Source organism: Shewanella sp. 492 (assembly GCF_059338445.1).
This window is the reverse complement of the sequence record NZ_CM181702.1, coordinates 2,632,312-2,647,126: the sequence shown is the minus strand read 5'-3', so window position 1 is coordinate 2,647,126 and position 14,815 is coordinate 2,632,312. Positions and strand designations below refer to the sequence as shown.

15 protein-coding genes are annotated in these 14,815 nt (G+C 45.9%); 9 read left to right on the top strand and 6 right to left on the bottom strand.

The genetic code is table 11. The features are described from left to right. Positions 1-66: 66 nt before the first annotated feature. Together AC5YBX_RS11725 and AC5YBX_RS11720 are read right to left on the bottom strand one after the other, a co-directional pair. Entirely contained in the window at positions 67-456 is a 390-nt protein-coding gene (locus AC5YBX_RS11725) for a DUF3301 domain-containing protein (protein WP_494523726.1), read from the bottom strand. Beyond that, a complete protein-coding gene (locus tag AC5YBX_RS11720; protein ID WP_494523725.1) occupies positions 453-1,466 on the bottom strand; it encodes a DUF3549 family protein in 1,014 nt (337 codons plus the stop codon). The genes AC5YBX_RS11725 and AC5YBX_RS11720 overlap by 4 nt, the downstream gene beginning before the upstream one ends. A 149-nt stretch (positions 1,467-1,615) precedes the next feature. Between AC5YBX_RS11720 and AC5YBX_RS11715 the strand changes: the two genes are divergently transcribed. From AC5YBX_RS11715 to purU, 5 genes are all read left to right on the top strand, one after another. Next, positions 1,616-1,936: a YqcC family protein gene (locus tag AC5YBX_RS11715; RefSeq protein ID WP_475514390.1), complete on the top strand. Its 321-nt coding sequence runs from the start codon at positions 1,616-1,618 to the stop codon at positions 1,934-1,936. 22 nt (positions 1,937-1,958) lie between these two features. Further along, the gene (truC, locus tag AC5YBX_RS11710; RefSeq protein ID WP_494524817.1) at positions 1,959-2,756 is read left to right on the top strand and encodes a tRNA pseudouridine(65) synthase TruC; all 798 of its coding nucleotides are present in this window, start codon (positions 1,959-1,961) and stop codon (positions 2,754-2,756) included. Between the two features lie 495 nt (positions 2,757-3,251). Continuing rightward, positions 3,252-3,716, top strand: a complete 465-nt coding sequence (locus AC5YBX_RS11705; RefSeq protein ID WP_494523724.1) for a flavodoxin — start codon at positions 3,252-3,254, stop codon at positions 3,714-3,716. Next, a complete protein-coding gene (locus tag AC5YBX_RS11700) occupies positions 3,680-5,146 on the top strand; it encodes a PTS transporter subunit EIIC (RefSeq protein ID WP_494523723.1) in 1,467 nt (488 codons plus the stop codon). The genes AC5YBX_RS11705 and AC5YBX_RS11700 overlap by 37 nt, the downstream gene beginning before the upstream one ends. Positions 5,147-5,223: 77 nt before the next feature. Then, positions 5,224-6,057 carry a formyltetrahydrofolate deformylase gene (gene purU / locus AC5YBX_RS11695; protein WP_494521606.1) on the top strand — a complete coding sequence of 278 codons (834 nt, stop codon included), beginning with the start codon at positions 5,224-5,226 and terminating at the stop codon, positions 6,055-6,057. 212 nt (positions 6,058-6,269) lie between these two features. On the opposite strand, the gene AC5YBX_RS11690 is transcribed toward purU, so the two are convergent. The 4 genes from AC5YBX_RS11690 to map form a co-directional block, all read right to left on the bottom strand. Next, entirely contained in the window at positions 6,270-6,614 is a 345-nt protein-coding gene (locus AC5YBX_RS11690; protein WP_494521342.1) for a DUF3718 domain-containing protein, read from the bottom strand. A 303-nt stretch (positions 6,615-6,917) separates the two neighbouring features. Then, a complete protein-coding gene (dapD, locus tag AC5YBX_RS11685; protein ID WP_494521343.1) occupies positions 6,918-7,742 on the bottom strand; it encodes a 2,3,4,5-tetrahydropyridine-2,6-dicarboxylate N-succinyltransferase in 825 nt (274 codons plus the stop codon). A gap of 47 nt (positions 7,743-7,789) precedes the next feature. Next, on the bottom strand, positions 7,790-10,360 hold the full coding sequence (gene glnD / locus AC5YBX_RS11680) for a bifunctional uridylyltransferase/uridylyl-removing protein GlnD (protein ID WP_494521344.1): 2,571 nt from the start codon (positions 10,358-10,360) through the stop codon (positions 7,790-7,792). 103 nt (positions 10,361-10,463) lie between these two features. Next, positions 10,464-11,261, bottom strand: a complete 798-nt coding sequence (gene map / locus AC5YBX_RS11675) for a type I methionyl aminopeptidase (RefSeq protein WP_494521345.1) — start codon at positions 11,259-11,261, stop codon at positions 10,464-10,466. Between the two features lie 290 nt (positions 11,262-11,551). Between map and rpsB the strand changes: the two genes are divergently transcribed. From rpsB to frr, 4 genes are all read left to right on the top strand, one after another. Then, on the top strand, positions 11,552-12,280 hold the full coding sequence (gene rpsB / locus AC5YBX_RS11670; protein WP_110458609.1) for a 30S ribosomal protein S2: 729 nt from the start codon (positions 11,552-11,554) through the stop codon (positions 12,278-12,280). A gap of 119 nt (positions 12,281-12,399) precedes the next feature. Then, entirely contained in the window at positions 12,400-13,248 is an 849-nt protein-coding gene (tsf, locus tag AC5YBX_RS11665; protein WP_475514383.1) for a translation elongation factor Ts, read from the top strand. A gap of 133 nt (positions 13,249-13,381) precedes the next feature. Next, positions 13,382-14,128 carry a UMP kinase gene (pyrH, locus tag AC5YBX_RS11660; protein ID WP_475514382.1) on the top strand — a complete coding sequence of 249 codons (747 nt, stop codon included), beginning with the start codon at positions 13,382-13,384 and terminating at the stop codon, positions 14,126-14,128. A 48-nt stretch (positions 14,129-14,176) separates the two neighbouring features. Further along, a complete protein-coding gene (frr, locus tag AC5YBX_RS11655; protein WP_494521346.1) occupies positions 14,177-14,734 on the top strand; it encodes a ribosome recycling factor in 558 nt (185 codons plus the stop codon). The last annotated feature ends 81 nt before the right edge of the window (positions 14,735-14,815 follow it).

Genomic DNA, 14,815 nt, shown 5'->3' with positions numbered 1-14,815 from the left:
CACATATCGCCTGGATTGAGTTCAGCTTCGCATTATCTTTTTTGAGCCTGTTTTATAGGCTTAGTGCTATTTACAGCCATTGGGTTTACAGCCGCCACGACTACCGCAACCGCCGCCAATAGAGCCGCTGGCTTGTGGTGCATCTAACCATTCGGGTTCAGGAAATATTGGCCACTGAATTTTTTGGATCTTTTTTCCATGCATCCAGATAGTTGCTTGATATTGATTGAGGCCGTCGGTACTAAAATCCAATAGAAACTTAGCTTTCCATGTGAGACCACTATTACCGCCTATGCTGGGGCGAGCCGATTCCATGGCGATAGCCAAAAACTGCACTCGTTGTTTTTTGCATTCGCTACTGGCAAACAAACGGCTTACTTCAGCCATCTGTCTTAATTGCCAGAAAAAGGCGGCAATGATCACGAGCGCCGCAATCAATAAAAAGTCTGTCATCATGCTTTCGTTACCTTAAATAATCCACCAATTGCGGCAGACAGTACTGTGCTGCGATTAGGATTACGGAGTTCCATTAATAGCTCGGCTCTAATCGCTGGAATAGCTACGATATCAGCAAAAATTTGGTTAAAGAAGTGTTGATCTTGTTTTGCAAGGGCTTCGAGATAAAGAGTGCGGGTCTGATCGTCTTTTAGGGCCATCCAATTGCGAGCGGCAATGGTAATTAGTGTCTCTTTATCTAAACGGTCGTGCTGAGCAAAGTAGTGAATGGCTTTTTGAGAATATTTAGCTTGAGATGCTAAAGCGCGCATAAAGTAGAGTTTATGTTCAGCCTTTACGCTATAGAGTTTCTCCAGTAAGCGCTCTGCAAATTCGGCAGAAAGGGTTAAATGTTCTAATTGCTGACATATAGCGATTTGTACCTCTATGGCACCGTGCTCTAAAGCGTTTTCAATCTGAGTTTGGTGATCGAGTTCATCGGCGTGAACACAAATATCGGCAATCCCTTGCAAACCCACATCTTGCCAGCGGCTGGTATCCACTTGGCCGGAGAGGTATTGATAGGCAAATTCATATTGCGCAGAAGCCACTTGGCCGAGCTGCTTTCTCACTAGAGCATTAAACAGCGCCAGCTTTTCGGCGCTAGGCTTAAAGGCGAAAGGGTGATTGGCCAGTCTATTTTGTTGCTCTTCAGATATGGGCTGGGTGGGATCGCTGCCCAACGCCTCAAGCACCATACTAATAAATTGGGTTCTTGGCGCAGGAGAGAGCAAGCCTCGCTCATCAAGAGGGAGTTTTAAAAACCAGATGTAATACTGTTTTGATGCGTCCCAAAAAACCAATGCAAATTGAGCATGGCCTTGAATAGGTGAAGGGTAAGGCGTTGCTAGCTGCTCAATTTGGGAAAATGCTAACTTATCGATATGTTGTACCCGGCGGCCTAGATCATAGATTTCGAATTGAGAGTTGGCCGTGGTTAAAAATTGGGTGAGAGTGGTGATTTCAGTCATGAGTTAGAATGCCGTTACATGTGAGGACTAGATTTCAATGACCGTTATTATAGGGAGAACTCTACCGAGATGGTATAATTTGGCGCAAAATAGCCAAGATATCCGTCACTAGAGACAAGATCCATCGTCAATGATGCTAGGAAATTACAATGTTGTACCGGTTTACCCAAAAGCAATTAGCTCTCATTACGCAGGAACTAAAAGCGCAGGCGTTATGGGCTGATGAGCCACCGTCAGCGCAGGCCATGGCCGATCCTACGCCGTTTGCTTGTGAGTCAATGCCATTTGAGCATTGGCTGCAATTTATTTTTATTCCCAAGATGAATGAGCTTGTGGCCCAGCGAGCTCCTTTGCCAACTAATATTGCGCTAGCACCGATGGCTGAATACGTATGGCAGCACCGCATTGAGCTGCGAACGTTAATTAGCATTATTAATCAATTAGATGAGTGTTTAAGTGAACCAAGATAATCCAATAGTCGATCCGCAAGCGATGCTCTGTGATGAAACCTGTAGTGCCGCAGACTCAGCGCCAGAGATAGTTATTCTTTATGAGGATGAAGATCTGGTCGTGATCCATAAGCCCGCTGGCTTATTGGTGCATCGCAGCTATCTTGCTCGCCGAGAACGCTTTTTTGCCATGCAAATGACGCGTGACAAAGTCGGCTGCCATGTGTTTCCGGTACACCGCCTAGACAGGCCAACATCGGGTGTATTGTTGTTTGCTAAAAGCAGTGAAATGGCTAATGTTTTGTGTCAGCAATTCGCCTCAAAAGCGGTTGAAAAGCACTATTTAGCCATAGTGCGTGGAAATATGTTGCAAGGTGATACCTTGGATTATCCGCTTAAACAGGAGTTTGATGAGCTGGGCGATAAGGATGTCGACCCTAATAAGGCGGCTCAAGAAGCGCAAACCAGTTACCAGCCTCTGCTAAACTGTGAAATACCCTATGCTTCAGGACGCTATCCTACCAGTCGTTACGCATTGGTGCAGTTAACGCCTCATACGGGACGTAAACACCAACTTCGCCGGCACATGGCGCATCTGCGTCATCCAATTGTGGGTGACACCACCCATGGTGATGGTAAGCAAAATCGCTTTTTTAGGGATCACTTTGGCATCAATCGTTTATGGCTTATCGCTAAAAAATTAAGCTTCACTCATCCAAGAACGGGTGAGCCTATGAGTGTCGAAACCGAGTTAGAACCAGAGTGGTTGACCTTGTTTGAGGCCTTTGGTTGGAATGATGAATTGTTGTCTGATAAGCCAAGCTTACTGATCGCACGCTAATTATGTTGGTGTAATACCGCTCATTGCCCACTATATTTTACCGTTATCATCAAATGCCTTACGCCACCTTGAATAAAAACAAGTGTCAGTGCGTAAGGTATTTTCATTGAAGGTGTTTATTTAGTCATACTCATCGGTAAGTGTCAGTCGGTGCTCTGCGCCGTAGATAAGTTACTGGTTATGACTAGAACAGGACTAACGACCGGTTAGCTATTTACACTCTTGTTTATCTTTATCAGTCTGATGGGTTAACAACTCAGTTTCTTTCTTGATAGTCAGTTCGTATGGTTGCAGCGGGGCGAAAGTGTGGACGGTTCTGAAATAACACATGCGTCTAATATGAGCGCTTCGTTGAACATGCTTTAGATGTTTTTTTCGGCTAGAGTGTCGCATCTAATTGATCCTTGAAACTCAATAACCTAGTGTAGCTATCAAGCTTTCAATAAAGTATTGTTTGAATTATATGTAAATTCTGTGCCGAGGGCTAAAGAAAAAATGAAAAAAGTTAATCTAGTTTTTGGAACTGTTTATGGTAACGCCCAGTTTGTGGCCGAAACCTTACAAGCACAACTTGTCGAGGCCCAATGGCCTGTGATGCTTAGCGCCCCTGAAACCTTGACGGGCTTTGTGCCGCCAGAAGATGAGTTGCTACTCATCGTTACATCGACTACAGGACAGGGGGATATTCCAGACGAGCTTAATCTTTGGTTTGAGACGCTGCGACAGGCAGCACCTTATCTACCTAAGTTAGCTTACGGGGTCATTGCCTTGGGTGACTCAAGTTATGAGACTTTCTGCCATGCAGGAATTAAGTTTGATGAGCTATTAACTGAATTAGGTGCTACTAGGGTCGGTGAGCTACTTAAGCTTGATGCTTGTGAAACCATGGAGCCCGAGCTCGCGGCTAAAGCCTGGTTGAGTCAATGGCTATTAATGGCCTCACCGAATCACGTCGGTTGAAACAACTCCGTCATCAATGGTTTAAGTTTGCCCAGCGACTAAGCCAGTCATTGCTATTGCCCATCGCGATTTTACCTGCAGCAGGGCTGATGGTGGGGTTAGCTTTCAACCCTATTGCGTTTATTTCGGCCAATAGTGCCGTTGTAATGTTAGCCATAGGTGAGTTGATTTTCGCTATGATGCCGATGCTATTTGCGGTGACCATAGCGATAGGGTTTTGTCGTGATCAAGGGATTGCCGCCTTTACTGCAGTATTTGGCTATAGCGTATTTTTTGCCAGTTTATCGGCGTGGGTCGATATACATCAATTTGATGCGCAGAGCATATTAGGGGCGCAAACGTTCGACACTGGTATCGCTGGTGGTATTGTTGTTGGTGCAGTGACCTGCATCGCGGTTAGGCTTAGCGAGCGGCTTAGACTGCCTGCAGTGTTCTCGTTTTTTGAAGGCCATCGTAGCGCTCCGTTGTTAATGTTACCTATTGCCATGGGGTTGGGCTATGGTGCCCTGTTGCTATGGCCGCCATTATCTCATTGGATTGAGGGCGTCTCAGATTGGGCCGTGTATCAAGAGCCCGTATTGGCCTTTGCTATCTACGGTAGTGTTGAGCGGCTATTAATCCCATTTGGATTACACCATATTTGGAATGCGCCGTTTTATCTTGAAATGGGGCAATATGCTACCGATAGCGAAGTTGTGAGGGGCGAAGTTGCCCGTTATTTAGCGGGCGATCCTAAAGCAGGTCATTTAGCTGGTGGTTATCTGATTAAAATGTGGGGGTTACCTGCTGCGGCACTGGCTATTTGGCGCTGCGCGGATAAAAGTGAGCGTAATCGCGTCGCAGGAATCATGCTCTCAGCAGCGGGGGCAAGCTGGTTAACTGGGGTGACCGAAGCCGTCGAATTTGCCTTTATGCTTGTCGCGCCATTATTGTTTTTAGTGCATGCCTTGATGACCGGGCTTGCCTATGCGGTGGCTATTGCCTTAGATATTCACCACAGTGTGGTGTTCTCCCATGGGCTGGTGGATTTTACCTTATTGTTTGGATTGTCACATAATACACATTGGTTTTGGGTATTAGGCCCGCTGACGGCAGTGATCTATTATCTGGTGTTTCGTATTTCCATTATGACCTTTAATTTGAAAACCCCTGGGCGAGTAGAAGGACAATCGGCACCACCTCTAAGCATCATTGCCATGATCTCAGCCTTAGGTGGTAAAGATAACATCAGTGGATTGAGTGCTTGCTTAACTCGGCTGCGGATAGGCATTAAACAGGCCGAACTTGTGGATAAGCAACGCCTAGCACAACTGGGGTCAAAGGGTGTGGTGATGGTCGGAAGTGGCGTACAACTGGTTTATGGGACTAAAGCTGAACGCATTCGTCGCTTGTTACAGCGGTATTTAGACCGACATAAACCGTCATCATAACGGCTGAGTTATCGGGCTAGCTAATGAACAAAACAAGCGTCATTATTGGCTTAGATCGAGGTTAATGGAGAAAAATGATGCAACGAAAAGTACTGATCACCGACTGCGCCGATGCGCCGGGGTTAATCACTAAAATTACCGCTGTCTGTTATGCCCACGGCTTAAATATCGTTAAGAACAGTGAGTTTGTTGATAATGCACAGGGGCGATTTTTTATGCGCACCGAGGTCGAAGGCTGTGAGGATGAGCAGGGGTTACTGTTCGATGTAGGGAAGGTATTACCGCCCCAGCGTCATCTTAAACTGGTGACCAAAAGCACCAAGCGGATTGTTGTGATGGTAACCAAAGAGGCTCATTGCCTTGGCGATTTACTTATGAAAGCGTATTACGGTGCTTTAGATGTTGAAATATCAGCAATTATTGGTAATTACGATCTACTCAAACCATTAGCTGAAAAATTTAATATCCCGTTTTATCAGGTGTCTCATGAGGGCTTGACTCGTCATGAACATGAGCAAGCCATGTTGGATATTATCGTGCAATATCAACCTGATTACCTCGTTTTGGCTAAATATATGCGGGTGTTAACCCCGGAGTTTGTAGAGCAACACCCTAACCGTATCATCAATATTCACCACTCTTTTTTGCCGGCTTTTGTGGGGGCTGCACCTTACCGACAAGCGTGGGAACGTGGGGTGAAAATCATTGGCGCCACGGCGCACTTTGTCAATAATTGCTTGGATGAAGGGCCGATTATTAAGCAAGATGTGATCCCAGTGGATCATAGCTTTAGCGCCGATGATCTGGCTCAATGTGGTCGTGATGTTGAGAAAAGCGTGTTGAGCAAAGCGCTGCAATTGGTACTGCAAGAAAATGTCATTGTTTATGGCAATAAGACGGTGGTGTTTTAATAGCTGTGACGCTAAATCTGCGGTGATGGTATCAATGAGCATATAAAGTCTTGGTTGACCCGTCGCTAGGCGACGAGGTCAACTGAGATCAAATCTCAAATCTTTAACTGAGAATTGCTAACCTATCGGCTACGTAGCTTCTGCTTTCGTCACTGGTTTGTTGATTACGGCTAATCTCTCTAGGTTTACGCTCCATGCTTTATGATAAGTCGTTAATAGTTAACGGTAAGTGGCTGCATATCCTCATAATGCATGGCAATATCTGTGATGGTTACACTTCCTTTGGTGTAACGTAATATCTGCTGTGCGGTACGCTCTGCGCCTTGGGACTGAGCGAACTGGTAAAAGCTCTGCTGATTACAAACGAGCCTAGGGAAAATACGCTGTTTATTGATGCGGTATTCCCGCATGGTGCCATTAAACTTAACGACGTTGTTGCTGGCCCCTGCTTTGCAAACGGCAATTAAAGCGTTTTCCATCTGCACTGTCATGGCTGCCTGAGTTGAGAAAGCCAATGGCGCTAAAGCAATGACAGCGATCGAGAGTAACTTTTTCATGTTGAACTCCTAGCATTTTTTATGGCGGTTAAGGTTGAGTTAAGTCGTTTTTAGCGCCAAAAGCTGTGAGTAAATTGTCTAAAAATGTATTTTTATGTGAGGCATGTATCGAATGGTATCTGCAGGTAAACAAATGTGTCTAACTGGTGCTAATTCGGTCAGAGAAGAGAGCTCAAAGGTTAAGGGGATAGGGCGATGAATAATTAGTACAAGGCTATTAGCATAGAGCAATGCCTGTACCCAGCGTATAAAAAAGCCAGCTGATAGTGCTGCAGCTGGCGTTAATATTAGGTGCAACGGTGATTAATCAACGATACGCAGTAGTTCATTAATGCCCACTTTGCCGCGAGTTTTGGCATCGACTTTCTTGACGATGATCGCCGCATAGAGGCTGTAAGTGCCACATTTTGACGGTAAGTTACCCGACACCACCACAGAGCCGGCAGGAACGCGGCCATAATGCACTTCGCCAGTTTCACGGTCAAAAATACGTGTGCTTTGGCCAATGTAGACGCCCATAGAGATAACCGAGCCTTCTTCAACCACAACACCTTCAACAATCTCAGAGCGGGCGCCGATAAAACAGTTATCTTCGATAATGGTGGGGCCAGCTTGCAGCGGTTCAAGTACACCGCCAATGCCAACGCCGCCTGACAAGTGCACGTTTTTACCAATTTGTGCACATGAGCCCACAGTTGCCCAAGTGTCGACCATAGTGCCTTCGTCGACGTAAGCGCCCAAGTTGACATATGACGGCATCAATACGGTATTTTTGCCGATATAAGAGCCTTTACGCACAGCTGCAGGAGGTACCACACGAATCGCTTCCGCTTTAAAACGTGCTTCGTCGTAGTCGGCAAATTTCATCGGCACTTTATCAAAGTACTTAGTTTCTGCACCGTCGACCACTTGATTGTCGAAAATACGGAACGAGAGTAAAACGGCTTTCTTCAACCATTGGTGCACATGCCACTGACCATCAATTTTCTCGGCGACGCGTGCCTCGCCTTTATCAAGCATATTGATGACTTTTTCTACGTCGGCACGCACGCTGGCATCGACCGTGGTAGGGGTAATTTCTGCGCGAGCTTCAAAAGCTGCCTCAATACGTTGGCGTAAAGCCTCCATTAACGTCTCCCGATTATCATTAAAGATGATTGCTGAATAAAAAGTATTTAGTTACTTGGCTCGGCGAGCGCTTCGATTAACGCGGCGCTGAGCTCCTCTTGTTGAGCTGGTTCTAACTGTTTGCCATCGGCGGTTTGCAACATAAAAAAGTCTTCTGCACGCTCACCAATCGTGGTGATCTTGGCCGCCAGCAGCGTGACCTGACAACGATAAAAAATATCACCGACCTTAGCCAGTAAGCCAGGGCTGTCTAATGCAATAAGCTCCATTAAGGTGGTGCCTTGCTTGCGCGCGGGTAAAAAACTCACCTGAGTCGGTACCCTAAAGGGTTTCATCTTACGCGGCAATTTTTTAAATTTGGGCAGTTTGGCGGTATCGCTGCTTAAGGCTCTGATCAGGGCTTTTCTTAAGCTCTGAATTCGAGATAACTGCGAAACTGGGCTGCCATCTTGCTCTAAAATGACGAAAGAATCCAGTGCATATCCATCTTTTGAGTTCATGATATTAGCATCATGCACATTGATGTTTTTATTATCGAGTACCGCCATAACAGTGGCAAATAATCTCGGTTTGTCTGGAGTATAAACAAATAATTCTGTACCACCACGAGTGGTGTGTTTGGAGATGAGTACTAAGGCTTCATCATGTTTATGTTTAAGGATAGCCTCGGCATGCCAAGCTACTTGATTGGGCTGGTGACGCAAAAAGTAATCGGCTTTAAAGCGTAACCATAATTGGTCGAGGCTTTTTTCTTTAATGCCGCGTCTTAGCAGCTCTTTTTTTGCCTTGGCTTGGTGTTCGCGTACACGGGCACGAATATCAACCGGCTTTTCTTTGCCGCGTGCTAGCACCCGCTGCGTCGAAAAGTAAAGATCGCGCAGTAACGAGCCTTTCCAGCTGTTCCAGGTTTTTTCATTGGTGGCACAAATATCCGCGACCGTCAGGCAGTAGAGATAGCTTAAATGCACCGCATCTCGCACTTTATCGGCAAATTCAGCAACCACATCAGGGTCGGAAATATCGCGGCGCTGCGCCGTTACCGACATAATCAGGTGATTCTCGACTAGCCAGCTAACCAGTCTGCCATCGTGTTTATTTAAGCCGTGTAGATCGCAAAATGCTTGAGCATCGACTGCGCCCAGCTTGCTGTGATCACCGCCGCGGCCTTTGCCTATATCGTGAAAAATGGCCGCCAAGACCAGTAAACCTTTTTTAGGCAGCTGATTAATCAGCACTGAACCAAGTGGAAATTCCTCTTTTTGCTCGGGTTGAGAAAACCGCTCGATATTTAAGATTAATCTATGGGTATGTTCATCGACCGTATAGGCATGGAACAGGTCAAACTGCATCTGACCTTCGATACTGCGCCAAGCAGGTAAGTAGGCAGACATGATCCCGTGGCTGTGCATCAATGATAAGGCCGCAATACCGCGCGGATGGCGTAATATTTCAAGAAATATCGCCCGGCACGGCTCATGATGCATTAGCGGTTGGGTTTGTGCACGCCGCGCTCGGCGAAGCTGGCGCAGGGTAGGCGCGTAAATGGCTTTAATATTGGAGTTACGCGCCACTTGTAAGAAGAGCCCCATGATCTCGGCGGGATCGTCAAAAAGGTTAGGCTTAAGACACTCGATAAAGCTACTACGACGTTGGTAGTTTTCATCGATAGGGAAGATTTCAAGTGCCGTAGTGTGACCTAAGGTTGCCCGTTTAAACAGTTGCAGCAGCATCTGGTTAAGCTCCATCACCCGGCGCACCGTGCGATAGTAGCGTTTCATCATCTGTTCTACCGCAAGCTGAGTTTTATCTTTATAACCAAGTAATTCAGCAACTTGACGCTGCAAGTCAAACAGTAAACGGTTTTCGTCACGGCCAGAGATAAGGTGCAGTGCAAATCTCAACTGCCACAAGTATTCTTGGCATTCGAGTAGTTCGTCTAACTCTGCTTTTTCTAAAAAACCGTGGGCGACTAAGTCTTCGGTGCAGCTGGCATTAAAGTAGCGCATAGCTACCCAAGTAATGGTTTGAATATCGCGTAAACCACCAGGGCATGATTTGATGTTGGGTTCGAGATCGAAGGCACTGGCTTTAGCGTGCCGGAGAATCTGTTCATCGCGCTTAGCAATAAAAAACTCACTGGCAGGCCAAAAGTTGGCTTCTCTTACGCGGCGATATAACTCTGCAAATAACTTGTGTGGACCACATAGCCGCCGCGCTTCGAGCAAGTTGGTTGCTATGGTAATGTCATTACGGCCTTGATTGATAGTGTCATCAACGCTGCGGACGCTATGGCCCACTTCTAAGCCAGCGTCCCACAAAAAGGCGATATATTGCCCCAATAGGTGTTCACCTTCTTGGGATAATTGTCCGTCAATCAAAAACAGCAGATCTACGTCTGAGTGCGGGTGCAGTTCGCCACGACCATAACCACCAACCGCGATCAGTGCCACAGGATGTTGCTCAAGTTGATGAGAACGCCATTGTTTGCACAGTAACGCATCTACGGCGCGACAGCGTTGCTTTACCAGCAAGGTAACCGACTCGCCCGCATTAAATCGCTCTAATAGTTGCTCGTTTTGCAGTTTTAAGGCTGATTTAGCGTTCAGTGCGTTATTCATTGGTATCCTTCGGGGAAAGGCTGCGGCTATTGCCGAACCGCAGCCTGATATTATCGTAATCCACTCTCCACTTTACGCACTACTTAAACGGAAAGTACAGCAATTAGTGATTGATTATGCGCGGGAAGTCTTCTTCTGAACGTAGGGTCAATACTTCAACCCCTTTGTCAGTCACTAATAGGGTATGTTCCCATTGGGCCGAGTTTTTACCGTCAGAGGTCGTTACCGTCCAGTTGTCATCTTTATCTAATACGCTTGTATGACGACCCGCATTGATCATTGGTTCGATGGTAAAACACATGCCAGGACGCAATACGGTCTTGTCATTGTTTTTGTAATGCATGACTTGGGGTTCTTCATGAAAACCAGCGCCGATACCATGGCCACAGTAATCGGTTACGATACTGTATTTCTCTAGACCGGTTTTCTTACTCTTAATGTATTTCTCAATGATGGTGCCAATTTCACCTAGCTTCATACCTGGACGCACCTTTTTGATGGCTTCGTATAAGCTTTCTTGAGCGACACGGCACAAACGTTTGTCTTTGGCGCTGACATCACCAATCAGAAACATTTTTGAGGTGTCACCATGGTAGCCATCCTTAATCACGGTAATGTCGATATTGAGGATATCGCCATCTTTTAAGGCTCTGTCATTGGGAATGCCATGACAAATCACCTCATTAATAGAGGTGCAAATAGATTTCGGGAAACCGTGATAGTTAAGTGGCGCCGAAATTGCCCCTTGCTCTGCAGTATATTTGGCACAGATATCGTTAAGCTCATTCGTGGTGACGCCCGCCTTAACGTAAGGGGCTATCATCTCTAGAACATCGGCGGCTAATTTGCCCGCAGCGCGCATTTTTTCGATCTCTTCGGCTGTTTTAATCACTATACTCATTAGGCTTTCTCTTGTTTCTCGGTAGTCTTATTTTTGGCGCGTCAACTATGCTAAAAATTTGTGTTTTCGCTGGTTTCATGGTATAAAGCGCGCCGTTACGTTTGACTCTTGATTACTTGTCATCTGACCAGGTCTTCTGACGTTTGGTTAAGAGCGAATCTGGCGGCCATTATACATGGCAATTACTAAATACTAAATCACACACGTATCGACACGTTCTCCGGGGTGCCTATAAAAGGTCGGAGATATGGGATGCGTGGAGGTCTAACCCCCAATTTTAAGGTAATAAAATGACTACAGTTTCAATGCGCGACATGCTTCAAGCCGGTGTTCACTTCGGTCACCAAACTCGTTACTGGAACCCAAAGATGAAGCCATTCATCTTCGGCGCTCGTAATGGTGTTCACATCATTAACCTAGAGCACACTGTGCCTATGTTCAATGAAGCACTAGCGTTCATCAGCAACGTAGCATCTAAGAAAGGGAAAGTTCTTTTCGTAGGTACTAAGCGCGCTGCAAGCGAAGCTATCAAAGAAGCAGCAATTTCTTGTGATCAGTACTATGTTGATAACCGCTGGTTAGGTGGTATGTTGACTAACTGGAAAACAGTTCGTCAATCAATCAAGCGTCTAAAAGATCTAGAAAGCCAGTCAATCGATGGCACTTTCGACAAGCTAACTAAGAAAGAGGCGCTAATGCGTACTCGCGAGCTTGAGAAACTAGAAAAGTCTCTTGGTGGTATCAAGAACATGGGCGGTCTACCTGACGTTATCTTCGTTATCGGTGCTGACCATGAGCACATCGCGATTAAAGAAGCTAACAACCTAGGTATCCCAGTTGTTGCTGTTGTAGATACTAACTCTTCTCCAGACGGCATCACCTACATCGTTCCTGGTAACGATGATGCTATGCGTTCTATCCGTCTGTACACTGAGTCAGTTGCTGCAGCTGCTAAAGCTGGTCGCGGTCAAGACCTAGCGGTTCAAGCTGAACAAGACGGTTTCGTAGAAGCTGAATAATAAGGCGAGATGAATTTCATCGCCCTTATTAACCAAGATATATGATTGGTGAACAGGGGCCCTTAAGGCCCCTGTTTTATATCATTTGATTTGTAGATTTACCTATAGAGGATTTAACAATGGCAATTACTGCTGCCCAAGTTAAAGAACTACGTGAGCGCACTGGCGCTGGCATGATGGATTGTAAAAAAGCGCTAACTGAAACCAATGGTGACATTGAGCTAGCGATTGAAAACATGCGTAAGAGCGGTGCTGCTAAGGCTGCTAAAAAAGCGGGTAACATCGCTGCTGAAGGTACTATCCTTATCAAGCAAGGCGAAGGTTTCACTGCACTTTTAGAAGTTAACTGTCAAACAGACTTCGTTGCTAAAGACGGTAACTTCCTAGCATTCGCTAACGCAGTACTTGATGTTGCTGCTGCATCTAAAGTGACTGTTGAAGACCTAAAAGCACAGTTCGAAGAAACGCGTGTTGCACTAGTGGCTAAAATCGGTGAAAACATCAACGTACGTCGCGTTGAGTACATCGATGGTACTAACACTGCTTCATACCGTCACGGCGAACGCATCGGTGTTGTTGTCACTGGTGATGCAGACGAAGAAACACTTAAGCACATCGCAATGCACGTAGCGGCTTCTAAGCCTGAATACGTTCACCCAGAAGATGTTCCTGCTGATGTTGTTGAGAAAGAAAGAGCCGTTCAAATCGAAATCGCGATGAATGAAGGCAAGCCTCAAGAGATCGCTGAGAAGATGGTTGCGGGTCGTATGAAGAAGTTCACCGGTGAAGTTTCTCTTACTGGTCAAGCTTTCATCATGGAACCAAAGAAAACAGTTGGCGAGATTCTTAAAGAGAAAGGCGCTACTGTTACAAACTTCATTCGTTTAGAAGTTGGTGAAGGTATCGCGAAGAAAGAAGAAGATTTCGCTGCTGAAGTTGCAGCACAAATCGCTGCTTCAAAGGCGTAATCGCCGCTTTTTTGATACCCTAAAAACCGCAGCAATCGCTGCGGTTTTATTATGCCAATTAGATTGTCACAGCCTGCATTTTTTTCGATATAATTGGTAAAATACCCACCAGCATTTATCAGGACAAAAAACTATGAGCACAAACCCCAAACCCGCTTTTCGACGTATTCTTCTTAAATTGAGTGGCGAAGCCCTGATGGGCGAAGAAGGCTTTGGTATCGACCCTAAAGTACTCGATCGTATGGCACAAGAGGTTAAGGAGTTGGTTGAGCTTGGTATTCAAGTTGGTGTTGTGATCGGTGGTGGTAACCTGTTCCGTGGTGAAGGGCTGGCTAAAGCCGGTATGAACCGTGTTGTTGGCGACCATATGGGCATGTTAGCCACTGTGATGAATGGCTTAGCAATGCGTGATGCCTTGCACCGTGCTTATGTTAATGCGCGCCTGATGTCAGCAATACCGCTTAAAGGTGTGTGTGACGATTATAACTGGGCCGAAGCGATTAGCTTGCTTAAATCGGGTCGAGTGGTGATTTTTGCAGCCGGTACGGGTAATCCATTTTGCACTACTGACTCTGCTGCGTGCCTGCGCGGTATTGAGATTGAAGCCGAAGTTGTGCTCAAGGGCACCAAAGTCGATGGCGTCTATTCAGACGACCCAGTGAAGAACCCTGAAGCCGTTAAATATGACGAAATGGGTTACGACGAAGTACTAGACAAAGAATTAAAAGTGATGGATCTTGCTGCATTTACACTGGCGAGAGATCACGACATGCCTATTTTAGTGTTCAATATGAATAAGCCTGGTGCGCTGCGCCGTGTTATTATGGGTGATCATGAAGGCACAATGATCAAAAGTAGCCGCGTAAAATCAGCCGAATAAGTACCATTTATACTAACGTAAATTTAGTAAGCAAAAAGGATATTAAACGTGATTAATGAAATCAAAGAAGATGCGAAACTACGCATGGGTAAATGTGTTGAAGCGACTAAAACGCAAATGGCTAAAGTGCGTACCGGTCGTGCTCACCCGAGTCTACTTGATTCAATCAAGGTACCTTATTACGGTTCACTGACTCCACTAAAGCAAGTGGGTAACGTATCGATTGAAGATTCAAGAACCCTAGCGGTCAGCGTTTTTGACTCAACTATGATAGCAGCGGTAGAAAAGGCAATTATGAGTTCAGATTTGGGGCTAAACCCTATGTCTGCAGGCACCACTATTCGCATTCCGCTACCTGCGCTAACTGAAGAGCGTCGTAAAGACCTGATCAAAGTGGTTCGCGCCGAAGCGGAAAACGGACGTATTGCCGTACGTAACGTTCGCCGTGATGCTAACTCTGATGTAAAAGCATTAGAGAAAGAAAAAGAGTGTACCGAAGACGATGTGCGTCGCAGTGAAGATGAAATTCAGAAGTTTACCGATGCACACATTAAAATGATTGATGAAATTTTGGCGGCTAAAGAAGCAGAGTTGATGGAAGTCTAATCTGCAGTCTTAGTTACTAGAGTTAACACGCCGTGTAGGGGTATACTACACGGCGTTTGCTATTTTTAAGGGTTGTAATAG

Coding starts and splice junctions, on each gene's coding strand:
- AC5YBX_RS11700 (WP_494523723.1), top strand. CDS start 3,680: ATGGCTATTAATGGCCTCACCGAATCACGTCGGTTGAAACAACTCCGT.
- AC5YBX_RS11705 (WP_494523724.1), top strand. CDS start 3,252: ATGAAAAAAGTTAATCTAGTTTTTGGAACTGTTTATGGTAACGCCCAG.
- AC5YBX_RS11715 (WP_475514390.1), top strand. CDS start 1,616: ATGTTGTACCGGTTTACCCAAAAGCAATTAGCTCTCATTACGCAGGAA.
- map (WP_494521345.1), bottom strand. CDS start 11,261: ATGAGTATAGTGATTAAAACAGCCGAAGAGATCGAAAAAATGCGCGCT.
- purU (WP_494521606.1), top strand. CDS start 5,224: ATGCAACGAAAAGTACTGATCACCGACTGCGCCGATGCGCCGGGGTTA.
- rpsB (WP_110458609.1), top strand. CDS start 11,552: ATGACTACAGTTTCAATGCGCGACATGCTTCAAGCCGGTGTTCACTTC.
- tsf (WP_475514383.1), top strand. CDS start 12,400: ATGGCAATTACTGCTGCCCAAGTTAAAGAACTACGTGAGCGCACTGGC.
- pyrH (WP_475514382.1), top strand. CDS start 13,382: ATGAGCACAAACCCCAAACCCGCTTTTCGACGTATTCTTCTTAAATTG.
- truC (WP_494524817.1), top strand. CDS start 1,959: ATGCTCTGTGATGAAACCTGTAGTGCCGCAGACTCAGCGCCAGAGATA.
- AC5YBX_RS11720 (WP_494523725.1), bottom strand. CDS start 1,466: ATGACTGAAATCACCACTCTCACCCAATTTTTAACCACGGCCAACTCT.
- AC5YBX_RS11690 (WP_494521342.1), bottom strand. CDS start 6,614: ATGAAAAAGTTACTCTCGATCGCTGTCATTGCTTTAGCGCCATTGGCT.
- dapD (WP_494521343.1), bottom strand. CDS start 7,742: ATGGAGGCTTTACGCCAACGTATTGAGGCAGCTTTTGAAGCTCGCGCA.
- glnD (WP_494521344.1), bottom strand. CDS start 10,360: ATGAATAACGCACTGAACGCTAAATCAGCCTTAAAACTGCAAAACGAG.
- AC5YBX_RS11725 (WP_494523726.1), bottom strand. CDS start 456: ATGATGACAGACTTTTTATTGATTGCGGCGCTCGTGATCATTGCCGCC.